Here is a 20,893-nt window from a genome sequence, read left to right on the forward strand (position 1 = left end):
GGGCACTGATGACGCTGCGCTTAACATCAGCGCCAGTGTCCCCCTAACTCCTAACTCCTAACTCCTAACTCCTAACTCCTAACTCCTAACTCCTAACTCAAATTAAGAAATAAAATTATTAGTTATTAGTTATTCCCCATTACCTAAATTCTACGGTTTCAACAACGTCTCATTCGCCTGCAACAGCTTCAATAACTCCTGCGTATTCAGCTTCGACGCTTTCGACGTTCCCGATAGTAGATCGTCGGCGAGTTCTCTTTTGTCGGAGTGGAGGGCGATCATCTTTTCTTCGATGGTGTTTTTGGTGATCATGCGGTAAACAGTCACTGGTCGGTCTTGACCAATACGGTGGGCTCTGTCGGTGGCTTGATCTTCTACTGCTGGGTTCCACCATGGGTCCATATGGATCACATAATCGGCTGCAGTGAGGTTTAGACCTGTGCCTCCGGCTTTAAGTGAAATGAGGTAAACATCGCCTAAACCTTTTTGGAAGTCGGAGATGCCTTTTTCTCTTTTCTTAAGTGGTGTCGATCCGTCTAAATATTGATAGGTAAAACCCTCGTCTTCGATGGCATTTTTTATCAGTTGTAAGAAGCCAACAAACTGACTAAAAATGAGGGCTCTATGTCCGCCCTTCTTTAGTTCGTGGAGGGTTTCTAATAGTAGTTTAATTTTACTTCCTTGCAACGTCCAAGTATGATCTATCAGCTGAGGGTGACAGCATAATTGACGAAGTTTTGTGAGTTCTGCCAATACTTGAAGTGTGGCATCTTTTTGCTCTTTGGATTGCAGAATGCCCTCGATTTCCTCTAGTGCAGTTCGTCGATGTGCTTCGTATAAAGTAAGTTCATCGTCGTTGAAATCGACAGACAATACCGATTCAGTTTTTGGAGGAAGTTCATCCAATACTTCGCTTTTCTTACGACGAAGAATGAATGGTGCAATTAGTTTTCTAAGTACTTTTTTGGCTGATTTTGCATGGTGTTCATCACCTGACTCGGTAATCCTAAGTATAAAGTTCTTGTTGAACGATTCCCAATTTCCGAGTAAGCCTGGGTTGATGAATTCAAATAAATTCCACAGTTCGGCCAAGTTGTTTTCAATAGGTGTACCTGTAGTAATCACTCTCATTTTACCATTCAATTGCATGGCTACTTGAGAACGCTTCGTAGTTTTATTTTTGATGGCTTGGGCTTCATCAAGTAGTACGATATTCCAGTCTTTCTCCACCATTTTCTTGTAGTTGGTTTGAAGCAACCCATAACTACAAATGATGATATCATACTCCTTAGCATCCTTTATCAGTTGATCTCTATCCGCTGAAGCTGATAATAATTTAGGTGTGATTGTCGGTGCAAACTTTCTGATTTCGCTCACCCAATTGAACGTTACAGAAGTTGGAGCGATCACTAAAGAAGGACCATCTGATGCTTTATCGAGCATTAGTGCTAGACCTTGCAATGTTTTACCCAGACCCATATCATCGGCCAAACAAGCGCCTCCACCCCAAGTGGCTAAACGTGACAACCATTGATAACCGTCTTGTTGATAATCTCTTAAATCGGCTTGTAAGGTAGTTGGTAATGGATAGACTTTACCGTTTGTCTCTTCAATTTTGGATTGAAGAGTGGTCCAAGAATCGTCGGCTCTCACCAAAGCTTCTTTTGATAAAGCATTCAGCACCCCATAAGAAGCCATTCTGTGGACTCTAAATTCTAATTTATCTTCTACCCCAATACTTGTGAGGGCTTGCAATTGCTTTCTTAAATTATCGGTAAGGGCAACGAATTCGTTTTCTTTGATCTCTACATATTTACTGTTCGGATCGTTGCGGAATTGTTTCATTAAATCGGTTAATGAAACCACCACTTCCTCGTTGATCTGAACGTCTCCACCAATAGCAAACCAATCTCTTTTCTTGTTTTGGATTTGCATATTGATGTTGCTTCCCGATACATTACCCAATAGTTTAAATCGAGCACCTTTTGGCCATTCTACTACAGGTTGAACATCACCTTTCTGCAATTCGAGTAAGGTGTTTAAAGTCTCTTCTCTATCTCTCAACTCCCAGGCAAAATGACCATCGTGGGTCATTTCCAAATGAGGACGATGATAAAAGAATTGAGAAATGATTTCTTCTTCCTGCTTTAAATTACGCTTGCATCTTGTACGTTCTCTATCAATTTCTTCGACTAAAACTTCCTTTCCTTTTGCTGGAGTCACATAAGGTGGATGCGTTTTATAAGGCTTCATAAAGATCTCTAAAAGGATATTATTCCCTCTTGGAGATAATAAAGCATGTATGGTATTATCGGCCATCACTTCTGGTAACTCCTCTTGGATCTCCTCTACATGTGAATGTACGTTGATGCTGTGCCCCAAAGAAGCCACGACCGTTTTTAATTGTTCTTTAGCCGATTTCGGAATGATCACATCGGTAGGGAAGTTTACCGACCATGACTTGACGTTTTTATCCACATCGTTATAAATCACCCTAGTTGCTGTTTCCCTTTTTACAGGGAAATCGATGTTGACGTCTTTATCAAAGAATAATTTATACGTGTCTTTATATTCTGTGATGTGCAGTTCCATCGGTCGTTTTTCGACAATCACAGAAACGTTATCATCGCTTTCTAAAACCACATTGGGATGGCCAGGAAGTAGCTTCCATACTTCTAAAACATCATAATCCACATATCCTCTACCATACGTTTTTACTGCTTTAGATAGAATATCCTGATCGATGTCCAACATGCCTTTGATCTGCTTGGTCATCAATTTACGATCAGAGATTTTCTTGGGTTTGGACCATTTGCCTGATTTCAATTTGGTTTGTTCCATCGGCTGAACATACAATTGATGATCGGCCACTACCCAAAGTAAACGAGATTCTGATTTTCCTTTTGAGGCTTGTTTCTTATTCTTTTTAAAGTCTTCCGCAAGTGTATTGATTTTCTTCAATACCACCTCCCACTCTTCTTCCTCAGAGACAGATAGAAACTCGGTAATCTTTACAAATTCATCGTTAATTAGGTATTCTAGATCGAACTCATCGTCGTAACCTTCTTCCTTTAATGCTTGATGTGCCTCGGCTAAAATCGAAGCATACCATTCATAACCGTATTTAGAGAATTTCAGTACCTGTTCTGGTATGATACTAAAATCTAAAGGCGATAAATTGAATTCCTTTCCAAATACTTTAGCCAATAACCAAGCGACATTAGCTAAGATAAAAGGATGTAATTTGATGGATCTATTCGTGATTAATTCGATGGCTAAATTCTTTAAAGAATAGCGATCGTGCTCACAATCTATTGCACTATTGTTTCTGTAGATCATCTGTAGATCCAGAACAATATGAGCTAATTTCGTATTGAAGTTTTCTTTTTTAGCTGCAGTTGAATTGTATCTATTTCTTTGGATTTGAATATTGTCGGGTTGTTGCTTCAAGATAAGCACTCCTAAAGTTGCTTCTTTATCTACACTATTAAATGACCAGCCTTTTGAACTCTTCTTTGTTTTTTCTTTTGATGCATCTTTAATCCCTGCCTGATAAAGATATAAGGCTAAAGCTTCTTTATATTTTTTTGATAAGAAGAGTGCTTCACTCTTATGTTGGCTGATATCAACTTCAATGTCATCTGATAATTTTAAAGAGGAAGCATCAATATCCAATCGACAAACTGATATGTACTCCTTGATATAGGTTTGTAAAACAGTATCATGAATAACAGATGGAATTAAAGGTTCGATAAGATTTAGATCGGCATCTCCATTTTCAATCTCTTTTAAAAGAATAAATGGCAATCGATTCTTGATGTCCGCATCTAAATCAAAGAATCTTTGGGTATCGAAATAACCAAACTGAACCAGCGTATGATAACCAAAGAATAGGTTCATTTTATAGTTTGAACCCACCCCATCAAAATTCAAATATTGAGTAAAAATATATTGAAGCTGACCATCAGAAAGGACGAAATCCCTTAACGCATTTTCTAATTTAAACTCAGACCTACCCCATGATTCTACATAAGGAGGGAGTGTCGATTGCAAAATGTTTAGGCAATCTGATACTACTGCATCTTTTCTTCTAGAAAAATGGTAAACAGCAAAAAGAAAATGTTCTAAAGAATTGGCGTGATAATACTTGCCGTTTTGTACCTGAAAAGGGGTAATCATTCCCAAAACTTCCATTTCTTCACAAGCTTGTTGCACCGACCTCTTTTGTGCTGATCGTGTCTGATCTGAAAAATAAGGTGCAATAATTCCTTCGACAATACTGCGTGCTTCCCCTCTGAAACCTACAGTAAGGAGAACGGTTGTATAAATATCGAGAGTGGCTTGATTTACACCTTCAAACTGTTTTTCTACAGATTTAAATTGATCAAAATTGAAAGTCATACTGAGTCAATGGAAGCTATAAAATGACATTGGAAGATCACTTCTAAGCAATCTTCCAATGGTGAATAATGAATTTATAAAATATAGAAACCGGAAATGTATTTATCCATCGGTCGATACGTTTCGTAGTCAGAAGGCAAAGCTTCTTCCGTTCGGAGTATCACTGATGTTTTAGATCCACTGTTTAAGTGTTCCAACACTCCCCAATCTACTTTATCTTTTACTATTTTGTAATCTTCTGAATCTGGATCCATCCAAATAAAGGCTACATTTTTTCCTTTTACTTTAAGTACAGAAGATAAAAAGTCTTGCACCTTATGTTCGTAACCTTTCTTCCAAAACAATCCTTCTACCGTTACAAAAGTATGGTGTTTAAAATTGAATAACCTATTGGCATAAGGAATATAAGGCAACATGTATTTTGCGATCACTCCCTCTACTCCCGGAAGATGTTTAAATTTCCAGTTTCCGATATACACCTGTCCTCCAACGATTACCTCACCGTCTTCTTTAAGCACATAGCTATCATCGGTTAAGCCAATGGTTTCGTTAGAATAAAAAGCATAGTTTTTATAAAAGTCATCTGCCTTTTGTGTGATCAAAGATTTTTCATTGGTTGATAGTTTTACCAAATGCTCACTTTTCTTTGGTGTGATACGGCTGAAAGTCAGTGTAGTCATACGACCCACCGTTTCAAAACCCACCTTTTCCGTAAACATCTTTGATCGAAGGTTATCGTTTTCTACCTGAGCATGAAAACATTGTGGTGTATTATTTTCTGCACTTTCAGGCATTCTATAGTTATTAAAGAAATTGATCAATTGCTGATCTAGAAAGCTATTTTTCTTTTTCTTTTTGTTCGCATTCTGCTTTTTACTTTGCATTGAAGGCAAGAAAGCAAAATAACGAATATGGTATGTTTCTATTGGATTCCCGTTTAGCTTAGTGCTTTTATGAATTAAAGTGATTGTACTTAGAAGTGAATTATTTCTTCTAAGATTCAGAAAATAAGCTTTAGGGGTTCTCTCTAAGTTTTCTCTTGTTTCTGTATGTACATATCTTAGACCGCCTTCGGTGCCCCAAAGTGTTTCCTCCAACATATCCACTACATCATCTGTAAGTTCATCCGTTAATTCTAAAGAAATCGAACCCGATTGGGTAATAATATCTTTCATTCTGTTAACTATATACAATGAGTCTTAAAGACTCGTGAAATAAAAAATTGATTTAATACTAAGGCAACTCCTCACCTTAAACATAAGCGAAAACAAATTTATCGTAATTTTCTTACTAACCTAAAATAATAGATGAGAAACTGATGTTAAAAAAAAATTAATTCAAGCATGCATATGTTATTTCATTATTCTTTGTCAAAATGTCATTTGTCAAAAAAACAAAGTATAAAACGTTATTTGATGATACATTAGAGTATATTTTTTAAAATACCATTATCTCAATTCTAAATTAGATTGTTAAATATAATTTAATATCGAACAAAAAAATTGTTATTAAATCAAATTTCAATCGGTTGCATTAGGTATTTTATTCACTTTCAATTAGTTTTGTGTCAACGATTAAATAAGAATTTTAATAACCTTGAATATAAATTTTACTATCATGAGCACTTCTTTTACAATGAGCGAAAGTACCCTTGAATGGGGATCAAAAATTCTTTTTAATGAGGATAAAAAGAAAAAAGAGGCTGAAAAAGACAAAGCAACAAAAAAGTCTAAGAAAGAAAAACAGTCTTAATTCACTAAAATCTTTAACCTTTAAGATAAACTCACATAACCATACAAAAACTTAACTCACTCAAGGAGAGACATTCGTTTGTCTCTCTTTTTTTGTTGTTTGCTTTCTTTCAGTAATCGATAAATACTGTTTAAATATATATGTGCGTTGTTAGTCGAAAATAACTGCAATTTCCCCAATTAAACATCAAATTAGTACTTGTGAAATGGAAACTAAGAAAATGTGAACTTAAAGCTTCATTAAATAAATCAGTTTCAATTAGAAATTAAATCATCATCACTAACACTTATGCAACGTACTATTTGTATTCTAATATTTCTTGCCTTTACCTCGTGTATTAAAAAATCGAATATACCCAATATTCAAGGTACATGGGAATTAATTTCTGCGGAGAGTGTGGAAAACGAAGAATCAAAAACTATGGATCTAAGCGATCGCAGAATGATTAAAATGTTTAGTCAGCAACACTTTGCCTTTTTTAATCACGATGTACATCAAGGAAAAGATAGTACAGAATATTACGCTTCTGGAGGAGGCACTTATCGTCTTTCTGGAGATCAGTATACCGAAAATTTAGAGTATTGTAGTTATCGCCCTTGGGAAGGACACAAATTTACCTTCCGATTGTATTTTGAAGGCGATACGCTGGTTCAAATCGGTAAAGAAGAAATCGAATCATTAGGAGTAGATCGTTTAATCATCGAAAAATATAAGAGAATCGAACGAAAAGTAAAGAATATTCATGCTTTACCATTAATGTAAAGTATAAAAAAACCACCTCTAAGTTAGAGGTGGTTTATAGCAATTAATAATATAGTTGTTCTTTAGTTGATAGTTAGATGTCCTATTGCTCTAGTATAATAAGTCATCTGGATTTGTGCCTTTAATTTACTTTGGATGTATTCTACCACCGCCTGCTCAACATATAACTGAGCATCGATTACTTCTAGAATTTCGATCATCCCTTTTGTAAATCTATCTTCAAGAACCGCTGCATTCTCTCTTGCTTTTGTTAGTGAAGAATACGCTATTTCGGTTTCTTTCATTGCGTTTTCGTAAGCCACTCGTTTCTGAGCGATTTCCAATTGTTGCAATTCGTTTTCTCTTTCTACTGCTAAAGAAGCATTCTGTATTTTTATTTGTTGGGCAGTCTTTAATTGTGTCTTTTTCCCTGCATTATAAATAGGAATATTCAACATTAACCCTGCCTGAACGTTAGGAACTGCACCTGGCAACATATTGTAACCTGGAGAAGAGTAAGAAGCTGTACCTACTCCTGATAATTGAGGACGATACATACCACTAATAATCTTCTTGTCGTGCTCTTCCAATTGTAACATTTTCTCTTTTACCAATAATTCTGGTCGAGTAATATGTTGCAATTCAGAATACTGTGGGTGATTAATCAAGATAGAATCGGATACCACAGTACCTTCTTCGAACTCTTTTCCGATCAATCTGTTCAAAGACATCAAAAACAACTTGTACGTATTTTCTGACTGCACCACGGCCAATTGGGCACGTTTCACTCTCACTTCCGTCATCAAGACATCACTTTTATTCGCTTGTCCGAACGATAGTTTTTGTGAGACCAAATCTTGTACTCTAATCAAGTCGTGTTCATAGTCTTTCATGGCTTTCACCACTTCCTTTTGAGCCACTGTCTGCCAATACTGAAGATCCGTTGCCATAATCACATCTTGAGTAGTGATCGATAACTCATCCATTTTAATTTGATTGGCCACGGCTGCTTTTTGCTTACGCTCTTTCAACACTCCACCTTGATAAATCGGCTGAGTAACACTCGTGTACAAACCATATTGATGATTGGCTAAACCACCCAATTCAGCACCTGATAACTCTCCCAATCTTGCATCGTCTGGAAGACTGAAAGTCATAGGATTTTGTACATACCAATAATCCGCACTCGCATCAAGCTTTGGCATCATATCGGCAATGGTTGTTTTATATTGTTGATAGGAAATTTCGACATTTCCTTCGGCCATTTTTACTAATTGTTCGTGGTTTACGGCATCCTTTCTGTATTCTTGAAGGAAAGGGTCCGTGGCAATTTGTCCATAAAGTGATGATAAACTAAGGCACATCACTCCTATCAATACTCCTAAGTTTTTCATAGCTATTTCTTGATTTTAATTTGATAGAAAATGGAATAAATTACTGGTACTGCCCACAATGTAAGTAGGGTTGCAAAGCCTAATCCGAAGATAATGGTCACTGACATGGCACCAAAGACACTATCAGGAAGTAATGGGAACATACCGAACATAGTCGTAATGGCCGCCATTAATACAGGTCGTGTTCTGGAAATCGTCGCTTTCAAGATACTTTCTAACTGAGTCTCTCCAAGTTTCAATTGTATGTTGACTTCATCAAGTAGTACGATAATATTCTTGATGATCATACCGAGTAGACCAATCCAACCGATAAACGACATAAAGTCGAAGGCTTTACCTAAACCAACCAAACCGAAGATCACTCCAATCAACGATAGTGGAAGTAATAATAAGACGATGGTGGTTTGTTTATAATTACCAAACAATGCAATCAGAATAGCGATAATCAGAAGGAAAGCCAATGGGAAGAACGTCACAATCGCTTCCACTGCTTCTCCTTGATTTTTCTTCTCCGCGTCCCACATGAAAGAATAACCCTCAGGTAACTCAATAGCTTCAATCTTGGCTTGAACATCTTTTTGTAGTTCTCCTGTAGTTACTCCTTCAATAGGATCACATAGTGCTGAAATAGCACGGTGTCTGTTGTAAGTTTGGATGTATGGATATTCGTAATCAATATTAATCTTCTTAATCACTTGTTGTAATGGCACCGAATTATTGGCCGTTACAATGTTGATGTTCTGAAGTTTATTAAAATCAGCAACTTCCCCTTCATTCGTTTTTAAAACGATAGGAAGCAACTCGTTTTCTTCTCTATAAGTACCAACAGTGATACCTTCGCTCATCACTCTTACCGATTCGGCAATGTTCTTTCTGCTAATGTTTGATTTAGCTGCTTTCGCATCAGCATATTCCAATTCCCAAACGGGCGACATATTGAACCAAGAACTGTGGACATGACGAGATAATTTCGACTCCCTCATAATATCCAAAGCGATATTATTTAATGAGTCTAGTACCTCTATATCCTTACCCATAAATCTTGCTTCGACTTTACCATCTAATGGCGACATTACCGAATAAAGTTCTGGTCGAACAAAAACCTCTGGGAAAAGGTCGTATTTCTGATCTTCTAATCTTGAGAATACTTTCTCTACATTTTCGTAGTCTTCGCACTCTACGATAAAGCTAAGCACGTTGGTTTGCGGACCATAACTTGATGATGCCAAGAAGTATCTTGGAGGAGTCATACCGACCGTCATCGTTACATCTTTTACCTCTTCTTGTTCGCTCAACCAATTGTATATCTTATCACCTTGTTCTTCTGTGTAGTAGATAAATGATCCTTCTGGAGTGAAAGCATTGATCTTAAATAAGTTTTTCTCCAACTCAGGCATAAAGACTACTTTCAGGTTTTTACTCACCAATAAAGAAGTACCGAAAATACCCAATATCACCGCTAGGGATACAAACTTATGTTTGATCGATAACATTAAGAAAGCTCTAAATTTCTGATAGAACTTACCTCCATAAAGATCTACCTCTTCTCCACTATTTTCTGTATTGTCTTTCAAGAAGGTATCACAAGCTAGAGGCGATTGCGTTAAGGCAAAAATCCAGCTTAAGAACAATGAAATGGCCAAAACGGAGAATAAAGAAGATAAGTATTCACCTGTCGCATCCGGAGAAATACGAATAGGAAGGAAGGTTAGAATGGCAATAATTGTTGCTCCCAATAAAGGCCATGACGACGATTGTGCTGACTGATAAATAGCTTCTTTCTTAGGGATTCCTTGCTTGATTTTCATCAAGATGGATTCTATGACTACGATGGCGTTATCTACCAACATACCCATAGCAATAATTAAGGCCGCTAAACTTACTCTCTCCATGTTAATTCCAAATGCCAACATGAATATCAAGGTACCAAGGATAGAGAAGACCAAACCGGATCCTACCAACAATCCATTCTTTAAACCAATAAAGAACAGAAGGATAATTACTACTGTACCAACAGAAGCAATTAAGTTGAATACAAAACCATCGTTGGCTGTTTTAGACTCGATTCCTTGGTTATAAATATTCTTCAGGTGAATACCAGCGGGTAAATCCTCTTTTAATTCTTGAAGTCTCTTATCTACTGCTGCCCCCACTTCTACAACATTGGCACCTGCTGATGCAGAGATAGCAAAACCCACTGCCGATTGGCCTTGAATTTTCATTTTTGTCGTATAAGGAGAAGCGTAACTTTCTTCTATTTCGGCAACATCTTTCAGTTGAATCTGCTTGCCATTTCTATTGGTGATGAATAAATGTCCAATTTCATCAACCATAGAAAAGTCGCCAGCCACTTTTACTCTAAGACGTTGTTTATCGGTATTGACAAAGCCAGAGTTGACTAACTTATTTTGTTGATTTAAAGCATTGACTACCTCTTCCAAAGACACTCCCAATTGGTGCATCTTTCCAAACGTCAATTTGATATCGACACTTTCTTGAGGCTTACCAAAAAGCACTACTTTGGCCACATTCGGCACTTTAAGTAATTCTTTTTTATAATCGTCTGCGATATCGTTTAATTCTCTGTAAGTAAATCCTTCACCATAGATGCCATAGAACAAACCTAATACATCGGCAAAATCATCATTTACTATGGACATTGATGCCCCCGCAGGAAGCTGACCTTGAACGTCTCCAACTTTTCTTCTCAGGATATCCCACATTTGTGGAATTTCATCACCAGGAATTGTCTTTTTAAGTACTACCAGAATTCTTGATACCCCATTTCTACTATCAGAGTCCAAGAAATCCACACCGTCCATTGCTTGGATAGCTTCTTCCAGTTTATCTGTTACCTGTTGTTCTACCTCTTCTGCAGACGCACCAGGATAAGTCGTTAACACTACGGCTTGTTTGATGGTAAATGGAGCATCTTCTAGCTTACCTACTTTCTCGTAAGAAACTACACCTCCAAGAATTACCAATAGCAAGACAAACCATGAGAACGGTTTATTTTCTAAAGTAAATTTCGTGATATTCATACTTAGTTCTTAGCAGTCATCATTGGTTCGTCTATCGTATATCTCACTTCTTGTCCCTCCGAAAGGTAGGTACCGCCTGCTGCAACAATGATGTTTGCGTCTGTTTTTTCCAATAACTCTACTTCCATTTGTCCGTCGTTTAATAGAGTATTGACTTTCACTTTCAATCTATGTAATGTATGATCTTTGGACTGAACCGCCCATACAAATTGTTCACCATTTGCTTTGTTAATTACCGCAGTAGAAGGTACGATCACATCGTTTTTGTCAGCCTTTGCCAAATCAAAATATACTTCTGATGTCATACCTCCAATAAGATTGCGATCTTTTACTTTCACCTCAACGATACACGGATAGGCGTTTGTAAGCCCCTCTGTATCTCTAGAAATCTCCACCAATTTAGCTTGGAAGACTTCTTCTTTCTTACCATCAAAAACTACTTGAATATTTGATATTTTACCAGGGTGTAGTGCTATATCCTCGTTTACTACGCAGTTTACTTTTACTTTAGAATAATCTTGGAAAGTCACGACCTTCTGAGACACTCTTAAGTGTTCCCCTTTTTCTGTGTAAGTGTTCTTCACATATCCATTAAAAGGAGCAACCAATTTGGTATCTTTTAATGCATTTTCAGCATTTTTGAAATTGTGCTCAGCGGTAATGTAATTCATTTCCAGCTGATCATATTGTTGTTGTGAAATGTTCTGATGGTCGATAAGCTGTTTGGCTCTATCAAATTCTTGTTTCGACCACTTCAACTTCGCTTTTGCGTTATTGAATGCTATAAGGTAATCTCTTTGGTCGATCTGACCAATGATTTCTCCTTTTCTAAAATATTGTCCATCCTCTACATCAAAAACGATTAAAGGACCTTGTACTCTAAAAGATAAGTTCACCTCCTTATTAGGGTGTGACGTACCAGTCACCACCTTCATCAGTTGATCTGAACTCGGGTGAATGCTAGTGATTTTTACTTTTTGAGGTTTATTTTGTCTATTTTCTTCCTCCTTCGCACACGAAAAGCAAAGCAGTGAGATGGTAAAAACGGTTAATGCAAATTTCATTTGGTAGTTGATGATAATTGATAATAATACCTATATACCAACCCCACTTTTTTTGTTTGCGTTTAAACTATTTACTGAAAAGGATTTTTTGAGGTTTGAAACGTTGAAAAAGTTGGCTGAAAAAAAAAGGTTTGATGCATAACACCAAACCCCTTTAACAAAAGAATTCCACTGCAATGCAAGGAATTCTAAATACTGTGATGCCCCCCGAAGGGGGCACACTGCTTAACGATTCATACTTCAAATATGTAGTCTTGATTTTAATTTTGCAACATTTTGATTAAATATTTTTAAATATTTTATAATTTATTTCTTAATACTGCGATTTTGTAACCTATATGAAGGTTTTGTAAATAATATTTTTTGTAATTCTTTTCTTAAAACGGTAATCTTTTTTGTATTCTTACAGAGATTACTCCTCATAAAAATGATTTTCTCTTAAATGAATTCTATATTTATTCACCCATTTAATAAAAATTGATATCGATTTGGATACTATTTTAATCAAAGAAGGATCTGCTTTTTCACTTTTAGAGCAATTACATCAACAACTTGGAGGAGAACTTTCAAAAGAATCCTTAGTGCTTAATAATCAAACTTTTGAATTAGATATAAAACTATATTCACTAATCAATGGAGCGGATATCTCTGTCTATTATTGTAAGCCAAAACAGGATGTACAACTAGTTATTGAAAGTGAGGAAAACCAAAATGATTACTATATCATGCGCTTTGAGTATGATGCACAAATTGGTCGAAACACAACAGATCAAATACAACAAAATAGTGTATCCACAGAGGCAATGATTGCTTATAAATCCTTCTATTCTTTCAAATCAGAGTTAAAATCCAATCAAAAAAACCAGTGGGTATCCATTCGTTTTCATAAAAATCAGATAGCCGATTCTTTCCCAGAATTTAAAAATATCTTAAAAACGTTATTTCCTTCTTCCAAGCTTTGGGTAAAGTATTCCATCGCTCCAATTGAAGTTCATTTATTATTGGCCGATATCTTTAAACTCGATTTATCCTCTCCATCACCTAAGAACAATAGTATCATTTTATCTAGACTGATAGAGTGTATTGGTATTTTTTATGAACGAGTGACCCAAAACACAATTCAGCATAGTCTTCATCCCGAAGATTTCGATCAGATTCTTAAAGTAAAAGAGTATTTGATGAATCACTTGGAACATCAAAAACCTACCTTAGACGAATTAGCTGAAGTTTATGGCTATTCAAGTTCAAAATTAAAAAGGGACTTTATGAGTGTGTTTGGTATTAGTACCCACAATTTTTATCAACAACAAAGACTGGAAAACGCTAAATTATTATTAACTACCAAAAACTACGAAATCACAGACATCGCCCGAAAATTTGGTTATTCCACTGTTTCTAAGTTTTCATTTGCCTTTAAAAAACAATTTGGAGTCACTCCAAAATCTATCGCTCTAAAATATCAGAAGTAAGAGCTTTGGAGTACTTTATCTGAGCTTAAAGGGAAAAAAGTAGGCGTTCGAGTATCGTTTATATAATTGTTGGTAGAACAAACTACTGATGATGATAATAATCGATATGAAAAAGAACGTACTCCAATCAAAAATTGCCTTATTTATCTTAGGTATTTTCCTTTTGGGAAACTTTAGTGCTGTTGCTCAACAAAACACTTTAAACGAAAAAGAGCAAAACGAATACAACTTTACATACAATGTGGGTGTGCAAGCCACTATATATGGTTGGGCTTTAGTGATGATGGATGTAGCTTTAGAGTTACAAACTAACGTTGATGCCCCTTCGAATAATGGTCAGGCACCTATTAACCAATTAGGGCCAATTACAAGACTATGGGATTATAGAGATCGCTCTTACACAACTCCCAACAACGATACTTATTATATCCAAGGATGGGGTGATTTAGAGGAACAACCTTTGGTATTATTCGTACCAGAAGTAAAAAATAGATATTGGATCGAACAGATTTTAGATATGTATACTGAATCTGTGGTTGACCTTTGTAATGCCACTGTAGGCGATAAAGGTGGATATTTCATCTTAGCCAAAAAAGGACAAGAATTCGATAACCCAAACAACCTTCCTGTATACTACTCTAACACAAGATATATTTGGTTAGCAGGACGTTTAGGAACAGACGGATCGGAAAGTGATAAAAAAATCGCTCAAGATCTTCAAACTCAGTTTAGATTATTCCCATTAGCTGATTACCCTAATGGTGGTGTTCAACCTGCTCCAAAAGTAGTGTCGGGTGCTCCAAAAGTAAACTTCCCAATGGGATTAGATTGGTACAACCGTTTTGAAAAAGCATTAAACGAAAACTACCTAGAATCTGATCGTCCTATTACAGAACAATTCGAATATATTGGTTTCGGAAAAGGTGGTGTTAACACTTTGGCACCTCATAAAAGAGAAGCATTACAAGCTGCATTTAAAGATGCTTTTGCTATGATCGTAAATGCAGCTAAGTATAGCAGCACTCCTGTAAATGGTTGGAATTGGGAATACAAAGCAGGTAAATATGGTGCTGACTATTTGCAAAGATCAGCAATTAATATGAATAGTATTGGACTGAACTCTCCAGAAAGAGCGATGTATCCAAAAAGATACCACGACAATAATGGTGAAGTGTTGAATGGTAAAAATGCTTACAAAATCACACTTCCTGCAGACATGCCTATTAACTATGAGATTGGTGGTTTCTGGTCAATGACAATGTATGATGCTGAAGATCGTTTTATGGTAGAAAACAACATCAAAAGATATAAAGTGGGTAGTATGATGAAAGACTTGAAATATAATAAAGACGGGTCATTAACTATTTACATCTCACCTGAAGCTCCTAAAGATAAAAAGCAAAAGAAAAATTGGCTACCAGCCCCTGAAGGTGACTTTATGTTACAGTTCAGATTCTATGAACCCAAAATAGAAGTTGTCGATGTACAGTTCGCCCTACCACAATTATACAACATAAACTAGCATTTCCATGTTATAACGAGGCTTCTAATTTAGAAGTCTCGTTTTTGCTATTAAAGATCTTAACATACTTCTCTTGTTACAACAACTATTCTTTCGTTAATTGTTGATAGTTAAATAAAAGATGACGATGACCAACGAAAAAATATTTCATTTCTTTAATTCATTATTCCCTTTTAATCAAGAAGGGTTAAAAGAGTTTGCTGCTTCTTTTGAAACGAAGACTTATCCCAAAAACACTTTAATCATTCAACAAGAAAGCATAGTTAAAAAATTGATGTTCCTTTCTTCAGGTTCGCTTAGAGAATTCTTTGCTAAAGACGATAAGGAAATGAATACTGATTTTTTCGTGAAACCTCAATTCATCAACGACTTTTACTCTTTAATGCATGCTACTCCTACCAAGAAAAATATTCAAACACTTACTGAAGTTACAGTTCTTGAATTAAATATTGATGTCTTTCATGATTTTTTAGAAAGATATCAGTGTGGGAAGAATTTTGTTGATGAGATCTTCAAGGATATTATTGCTAAAAAAGAAGATGAAGAATTCAAACATTTCAGTCTAACTCCCGATGAGTTATACCTCGATTTATTATCAAATAAACCGGAATGGTTACAGGAGATTCCTTTATATCATATAGCCACATATTTAAGAATGACCCCCGAAACGCTTAGCCGAATTCGAAAACGAAATTGATTTCTTGATTTGAATCAAGGCATCCCAATCACCCATCGTTTTCTTTTGTAATATATTCATGAGGATAAAGTTGATCACTCAATAATATCTTATTCTATTATCTCAAATTAAACGATCAGTAAAATGAAAATTCAACATTTCAGAAACGCAACTATGGTGATTGAAGCCAATGATAAAGTAATTTTAGTGGACCCAATGTTAGGCCCTAAATCTACCATGCCTCCTTTCTCATTCATTCGTTTTAAAGCAAAGAAAAATCCTTTGGTCGAATTGCCCGCAGCATGCCTACCAATATTGGATAAAGTGACTCATTGTTTAATTACACACCTCCATCCTGATCATTTAGACAAAGATGGAGAGCAATTTTTACGCGATCAAAACACTCCTGTAATATGTAGTGTATTAGACGAAAAAGAATTGCGAAAAAGAGGACTAAACGTTGTTCAGACAATAGATTACTGGAATAGAGTTGATTTTCTTGGTGGAAAAATTGAAGGTATCCCTGCCGTTCATGGTTACGGATTTGTAGCGAAGCCAGCCGGTAATGTAATGGGTTATTATATTGAACTTCCAGATCAACCATCAATATATTTAAGTTCTGATACCATTTATACTGAACATGTTGATAAAGTATTTAAAGAGTATAATCCAGCTTTAAGTGTTTGTGCCTCAGGATCGGCACAATTCGATATTTTTAAACCTTTGTTGATGCATATGGAAGATATTGTGAAGTTCACACAAAACGCTCCAAATAAAGTACTTCACAATCATATGGAAGCGGTTAATCACTGTCCTACTACACGTTCAGATTTAAAAAGAGAATTACAATCGAAAGGATTATTAGATAAAGTATTTATCCCTCAAGATGGAGAGTGGATTAATTTATAATCAAAAGCCCTGGATTAAAATCCGGGGCTTTTGATATAATAAACAACCTTATTATTATTTTGGGGATCTATTGCTTAATAAATCTTCTTACCACTTTTTGTGAACCAGAAGTCAGTATTAATAAATAATGTCCAGATTGTAAGCCGGAGATATTATTGATGTTATACACAAGGCTATTCCCACTAACATCTTGATGTTCTTGATACACAGCCTTTCCTAATTTATCAATTAAAGAAATAGATAATTGATCACCCAATATTAATCCACCTACAGAAAGATTGAGTTTATCTTTGGTAGGGTTAGGATATACTTGGGCTGACATTGTATTTACTGCAATCAAATTTACAGTTAATGGACCAAACGATTCATTTTTCCCATCATAATCAAACTGTTGTAATTTGTAATACAAGACAGTTGAGTATTTTTCTGGAGTATCAATAAACGAATAGTCTTGTCTAAAATTAGTATTCCCTCCTGCTTCAACTTCTCCAATTTCTTCCCAATTCATTTTATCTGTTGATCTTAAAATGGTAAAATGAGAGGCATCTTGTTCTGCTGCTGTTGCCCAATTTAGAGTAACTATATTATTATTGATTACTGATTCGAAGAAGATCATTTTTACTGGTAAGTCAGCAATATATTGGGCTGAATTTCCATTGGTATTACATGCTTCTACCCCACTATCTCCAAAGTCATCATGATCAGGATCATAAAATTCTGGATCTTCAGTGCCAATACATATTGATGTTCCCGATGATGAAACAGTGTAATCTGATCCGGTGTATGTGATCCTTCCAGTACCTCCAAGTTTATACTCATCTTTATCAATTTGTATCTTATATTTAGCATAAAAATAAAGCGAATGTATTTCGCTTTCACCTGTTGATTCGTAAATAAAATCTTTATTAATAATCACCGTTGCTCCCCTTTCAACATAAAGAACAGCGGTCTTTTTAACAGACAATTTACTCACTTCTAAGTTTACACCAGATCGAATAAATAGTATACTATTTTCTTCTAAGGTGATACTTTTTTCACCATTCTCATTATAATTATAAGACCCCGTGGTTAAGTCCATGTATTCATTTTCACCAATTGTTTGATCAATTTCCTCATCAGGAAATATTTCAGAATGGTCAGGACCAATAATAGGCTGTGCATTAGAAACAGTTATACAAAATAGTATAAGGGCGAAGGGTAAGAAGATTTTCATAGAAATAGTTTTTAGATAACATGTATGTTAATGAATAGATTTGTTTACTTTTAGGCTGTTTACAAAAAAACTTTTAGTTCTGCAGTTAGGTATAGAATTCTCTTTTGGGTTTTATTTGTATTCAGTAATTAATAAGTTGTACAGTAAACTTATGTTAAAGATTTATATTAACAGTTCATCAGTGTGACTTTATTGATTAAAATAAATATTTTCATATAAAATTGTTAGAATAATGCATGTTTTAATACATGATTATTCTAGGTAATCACTGAATTATCATATTGAAATTGAACGAATTTGAAAGTAAAAAAACATAAAATACATCCAATGAATCGATTAATAGTTCTTTTCCTTTTTTCTTTTCTGTTTTTTGGTTGTTCTGAAGAACAAAATAAAATACCCACTTTAGTTGCAAACTTTAAGGGACAACAAGTTACAGGTGTTACTGTTTCTAATGAAGGAAGAGTTTTCGCTAATTTTCCCCGTTGGAGAAAAGGAGTCATGTACTCTGTGTTAGAAGTAGATGAAAATGGATCGTCAATTCCTTACCCTTCTAAAGAGTGGAATAATTGGAAAATAGGAATGCCCATGACGGATTCTTTATTTATAGCAGTGCAGTCGGTAGTTGCTTTTGATAATGAATTATATGTATTGGATACTAGAAACCCATTGTTTCAAGGAGTTATTGGTGCTCCTAAAATCTTTGTGTTCGATTTAACGACCAACGAGTTAAAAAGAACTTATCCTCTTTCAGTGGGTACTTATCATCCAGAATCTTATGTAAACGATTTAAGGGTAGATAAGAAAAACAATAAAGCCTACTTTACAGATTCTGGCCACGCAGGGTTAATCGTACTTGATTTAGCATCGGGAAATTGTAAAAGAGTATTAGATAATCACTTCTCTACAACAGCAGAGGCAGATCATTTAACTTTTGGGGCGACTGAATGGAAAAATACAGTGCATTCTGATGGTATCGCTTTGGATCTCAAAAATGATATGCTCTACTTCCATTCTTTAACGGGATACAGCTTATATCGTATACCTACCAATTCTTTGATAAATAAAACGAATGAAGAAATAGAAGCAGATGTTGAATTTGTAATGAAAACACCGGCTCCTGATGGTATGATTGTAGACGAAAAAGGACAATTATATTTAGCCGATTTAGAGCATGATAAGATTATGAAAATCAATTTAAAAAATCATGCAATGTCTACATTTGTAAAAGGAAATCAAGTGAAATGGGCCGATACATTTAGTATCTATAATAAGTATCTTTATTATACCAATTCTAGAATTAACGAAGCAGGTGAGGATGTGGAAGAGATAGAGTTTAGTATCTATAAAGTAGCTCTTTAATATTGATGGCTGTCACATTAAAATAATTAAATGTGTCAGCCATTTTTGTTTACTGTTTAATAAACCTTTTCGTAATTTTTTCTGATCCTGAAGTAATAATCAAAAGATAGTTTCCAGGCACTAAATCAACTGTTTCATCCACATTGTAAATCAAACTACTACCGTTTAATTTTTTATATTCTTGATGTATTACCTTACCCATTTTATCCATTAATGAGATAGTCATATCATTTCCCAATTGTAATCCAGTAATCGAAAGATTTAATTGATCCCTTACAGGATTTGGATAAACTTGTGCTGACATTAGATTAATCGATCTAAAGCTAACTGCTAAAGGACCAAATGTTTCACTTTTCCCATTATAATCAAATTGTTCTAATTTATAATAAACAACATTTGATGATGCATTGGGAATATCTGTAAAAGAATAATCTTGTCTATAATTAGTGTTACCACCCGCTTCTACTTCACCTATTTCTTCCCAATTTTCCTTATCCGTTGATCTAAAAACCACAAAATGTGAAGCATTAATTTCTGTTGCTGTCGCCCAATTTAAAATGACATTATGATTTTCGATTGAAGATTCAAAAGAGATCATTTCTACAGGTAAATCTGTTGTGAAACGATCTGAATCACCATTTCTATTACATGGTTCAGTACCATTTGTACCAAAATTAGAATGGTCAGGATCATAAAATGTAGGATCTTGTGTACCAATACAAACAGATACACCAGATTGAACATCATAACTTGATCCTGAAAAAGTAATTCTTCCGTTTCCATCTAATTTATATGCACTGTTGTCTATGCTAATTTTAGTGTTAGCATAATAATATAGAGTATGAATTTCGCTATCTCCAGTTGAGGTGATCTCAAAGTCTCTTTCAACAATAACAATTGCTCCTCTTTCAACATAAAGAATACCTTGATCCTTAACAATTAAATCCTTTACATCTAACGTAACTCCTGCTCGAACAATTAGAACTCCATTGCCTTCGATGGTAATACTTTTTTGTCCGTTTCCATTGTAATCATAAGTGCCTGAAATCAATTCTAGATATTCATTTGAATTAATTTCTTGATCAGCCGTAGCATCAGGCGTTAAACTTGTAAATCCTGTAATTACAGGTTCGGCAAATATTAAATTAACTGATAATAATAATATTAGTAGTAAAAATCTTTTCATAGTGTTTTTGGTCTTGCTGATATAAGTGTAATAAAATTAGTAGCGTTCTAAATTACGGTTCGGTCATCAAACCCATTTTTAGGGTAAAAAAGTTCTTAGAGAGAAAATTATACGTCGATTTTACTTAATTATTCCTATATATTAATCAGAAAATAACATTTTG

Annotated in this window: 14 protein-coding genes; 7 read left to right on the plus strand and 7 right to left on the minus strand. The window is 35.1% G+C overall.

Features of this window, described 5'->3' with window-relative positions:
- Positions 1-150: 150 nt before the first annotated feature.
- Positions 151-4,401 (minus strand): DEAD/DEAH box helicase, encoded by a 4,251-nt coding sequence (locus MY04_RS26015; protein ID WP_066215844.1) that lies wholly within the window; start codon positions 4,399-4,401, stop codon positions 151-153.
- Between the two features lie 74 nt (positions 4,402-4,475).
- Positions 4,476-5,576: a hypothetical protein gene (locus MY04_RS26020; RefSeq protein ID WP_066215846.1), complete on the minus strand. Its 1,101-nt coding sequence runs from the start codon at positions 5,574-5,576 to the stop codon at positions 4,476-4,478.
- A 442-nt stretch (positions 5,577-6,018) separates the two neighbouring features.
- Here MY04_RS26020 and MY04_RS28280 point away from each other — a divergent pair, with 442 nt between their 5' ends.
- Positions 6,019-6,153: a hypothetical protein gene (locus MY04_RS28280; RefSeq protein WP_257794097.1), complete on the plus strand. Its 135-nt coding sequence runs from the start codon at positions 6,019-6,021 to the stop codon at positions 6,151-6,153.
- 288 nt (positions 6,154-6,441) lie between these two features.
- Positions 6,442-6,915, plus strand: a complete 474-nt coding sequence (locus tag MY04_RS26025; RefSeq protein ID WP_066215848.1) for a lipocalin family protein — start codon at positions 6,442-6,444, stop codon at positions 6,913-6,915.
- Between the two features lie 62 nt (positions 6,916-6,977).
- On the opposite strand, the gene MY04_RS26030 is transcribed toward MY04_RS26025, so the two are convergent.
- Genes MY04_RS26030 through MY04_RS26040 form a run of 3 tightly spaced genes read right to left on the minus strand, consistent with a single transcriptional unit; the run spans position 6,978 to position 12,393 of the window.
- Positions 6,978-8,288: a TolC family protein gene (locus MY04_RS26030; protein WP_066215852.1), complete on the minus strand. Its 1,311-nt coding sequence runs from the start codon at positions 8,286-8,288 to the stop codon at positions 6,978-6,980.
- A gap of 2 nt (positions 8,289-8,290) precedes the next feature.
- Entirely contained in the window at positions 8,291-11,329 is a 3,039-nt protein-coding gene (locus tag MY04_RS26035) for an efflux RND transporter permease subunit (RefSeq protein WP_066215853.1), read from the minus strand.
- 2 nt (positions 11,330-11,331) lie between these two features.
- Positions 11,332-12,393: an efflux RND transporter periplasmic adaptor subunit gene (locus MY04_RS26040; protein ID WP_066215855.1), complete on the minus strand. Its 1,062-nt coding sequence runs from the start codon at positions 12,391-12,393 to the stop codon at positions 11,332-11,334.
- A gap of 488 nt (positions 12,394-12,881) precedes the next feature.
- Between MY04_RS26040 and MY04_RS26045 the strand changes: the two genes are divergently transcribed.
- The 4 genes from MY04_RS26045 (at position 12,882) to MY04_RS26060 (ending at position 16,969) form a co-directional block, all read left to right on the plus strand.
- Entirely contained in the window at positions 12,882-13,862 is a 981-nt protein-coding gene (locus MY04_RS26045; RefSeq protein ID WP_066215857.1) for an AraC family transcriptional regulator, read from the plus strand.
- Positions 13,863-13,950: 88 nt separating this feature from the next.
- Positions 13,951-15,384 carry a DUF1254 domain-containing protein gene (locus MY04_RS26050; RefSeq protein ID WP_084006142.1) on the plus strand — a complete coding sequence of 478 codons (1,434 nt, stop codon included), beginning with the start codon at positions 13,951-13,953 and terminating at the stop codon, positions 15,382-15,384.
- A 127-nt stretch (positions 15,385-15,511) separates the two neighbouring features.
- On the plus strand, positions 15,512-16,081 hold the full coding sequence (locus MY04_RS26055; protein ID WP_066215861.1) for a Crp/Fnr family transcriptional regulator: 570 nt from the start codon (positions 15,512-15,514) through the stop codon (positions 16,079-16,081).
- A gap of 123 nt (positions 16,082-16,204) precedes the next feature.
- Complete coding sequence (locus MY04_RS26060; protein WP_066215862.1) at positions 16,205-16,969, plus strand: MBL fold metallo-hydrolase; 765 nt, start codon at positions 16,205-16,207, stop codon at positions 16,967-16,969.
- Between the two features lie 67 nt (positions 16,970-17,036).
- Here MY04_RS26060 and MY04_RS26065 read toward each other — a convergent pair whose 3' ends face one another.
- Complete coding sequence (locus MY04_RS26065; RefSeq protein ID WP_066215864.1) at positions 17,037-18,182, minus strand: T9SS type A sorting domain-containing protein; 1,146 nt, start codon at positions 18,180-18,182, stop codon at positions 17,037-17,039.
- A gap of 327 nt (positions 18,183-18,509) precedes the next feature.
- Here MY04_RS26065 and MY04_RS26070 point away from each other — a divergent pair, with 327 nt between their 5' ends.
- Positions 18,510-19,544, plus strand: coding sequence for an L-dopachrome tautomerase-related protein (locus MY04_RS26070; RefSeq protein WP_066215866.1), 1,035 nt, complete (start codon positions 18,510-18,512; stop codon positions 19,542-19,544).
- 49 nt (positions 19,545-19,593) lie between these two features.
- Here MY04_RS26070 and MY04_RS26075 read toward each other — a convergent pair whose 3' ends face one another.
- A complete protein-coding gene (locus MY04_RS26075) occupies positions 19,594-20,730 on the minus strand; it encodes a T9SS type A sorting domain-containing protein (protein ID WP_066215871.1) in 1,137 nt (378 codons plus the stop codon).
- Positions 20,731-20,893: the final 163 nt, after the last annotated feature.

Source organism: Flammeovirga sp. MY04, assembly GCF_001682195.2.
GTDB lineage: Bacteria > Bacteroidota > Bacteroidia > Cytophagales > Flammeovirgaceae > Flammeovirga > Flammeovirga yaeyamensis.

Coding starts and splice junctions, on each gene's coding strand:
- MY04_RS26040 (WP_066215855.1), bottom strand. CDS start 12,393: ATGAAATTTGCATTAACCGTTTTTACCATCTCACTGCTTTGCTTTTCG.
- MY04_RS26025 (WP_066215848.1), top strand. CDS start 6,442: ATGCAACGTACTATTTGTATTCTAATATTTCTTGCCTTTACCTCGTGT.
- MY04_RS26015 (WP_066215844.1), bottom strand. CDS start 4,401: ATGACTTTCAATTTTGATCAATTTAAATCTGTAGAAAAACAGTTTGAA.
- MY04_RS26065 (WP_066215864.1), bottom strand. CDS start 18,182: ATGAAAATCTTCTTACCCTTCGCCCTTATACTATTTTGTATAACTGTT.
- MY04_RS26030 (WP_066215852.1), bottom strand. CDS start 8,288: ATGAAAAACTTAGGAGTATTGATAGGAGTGATGTGCCTTAGTTTATCA.
- MY04_RS26070 (WP_066215866.1), top strand. CDS start 18,510: ATGAATCGATTAATAGTTCTTTTCCTTTTTTCTTTTCTGTTTTTTGGT.
- MY04_RS26020 (WP_066215846.1), bottom strand. CDS start 5,576: ATGAAAGATATTATTACCCAATCGGGTTCGATTTCTTTAGAATTAACG.
- MY04_RS26075 (WP_066215871.1), bottom strand. CDS start 20,730: ATGAAAAGATTTTTACTACTAATATTATTATTATCAGTTAATTTAATA.
- MY04_RS26060 (WP_066215862.1), top strand. CDS start 16,205: ATGAAAATTCAACATTTCAGAAACGCAACTATGGTGATTGAAGCCAAT.
- MY04_RS26055 (WP_066215861.1), top strand. CDS start 15,512: ATGACCAACGAAAAAATATTTCATTTCTTTAATTCATTATTCCCTTTT.
- MY04_RS28280 (WP_257794097.1), top strand. CDS start 6,019: ATGAGCACTTCTTTTACAATGAGCGAAAGTACCCTTGAATGGGGATCA.
- MY04_RS26035 (WP_066215853.1), bottom strand. CDS start 11,329: ATGAATATCACGAAATTTACTTTAGAAAATAAACCGTTCTCATGGTTT.
- MY04_RS26050 (WP_084006142.1), top strand. CDS start 13,951: ATGATGATAATAATCGATATGAAAAAGAACGTACTCCAATCAAAAATT.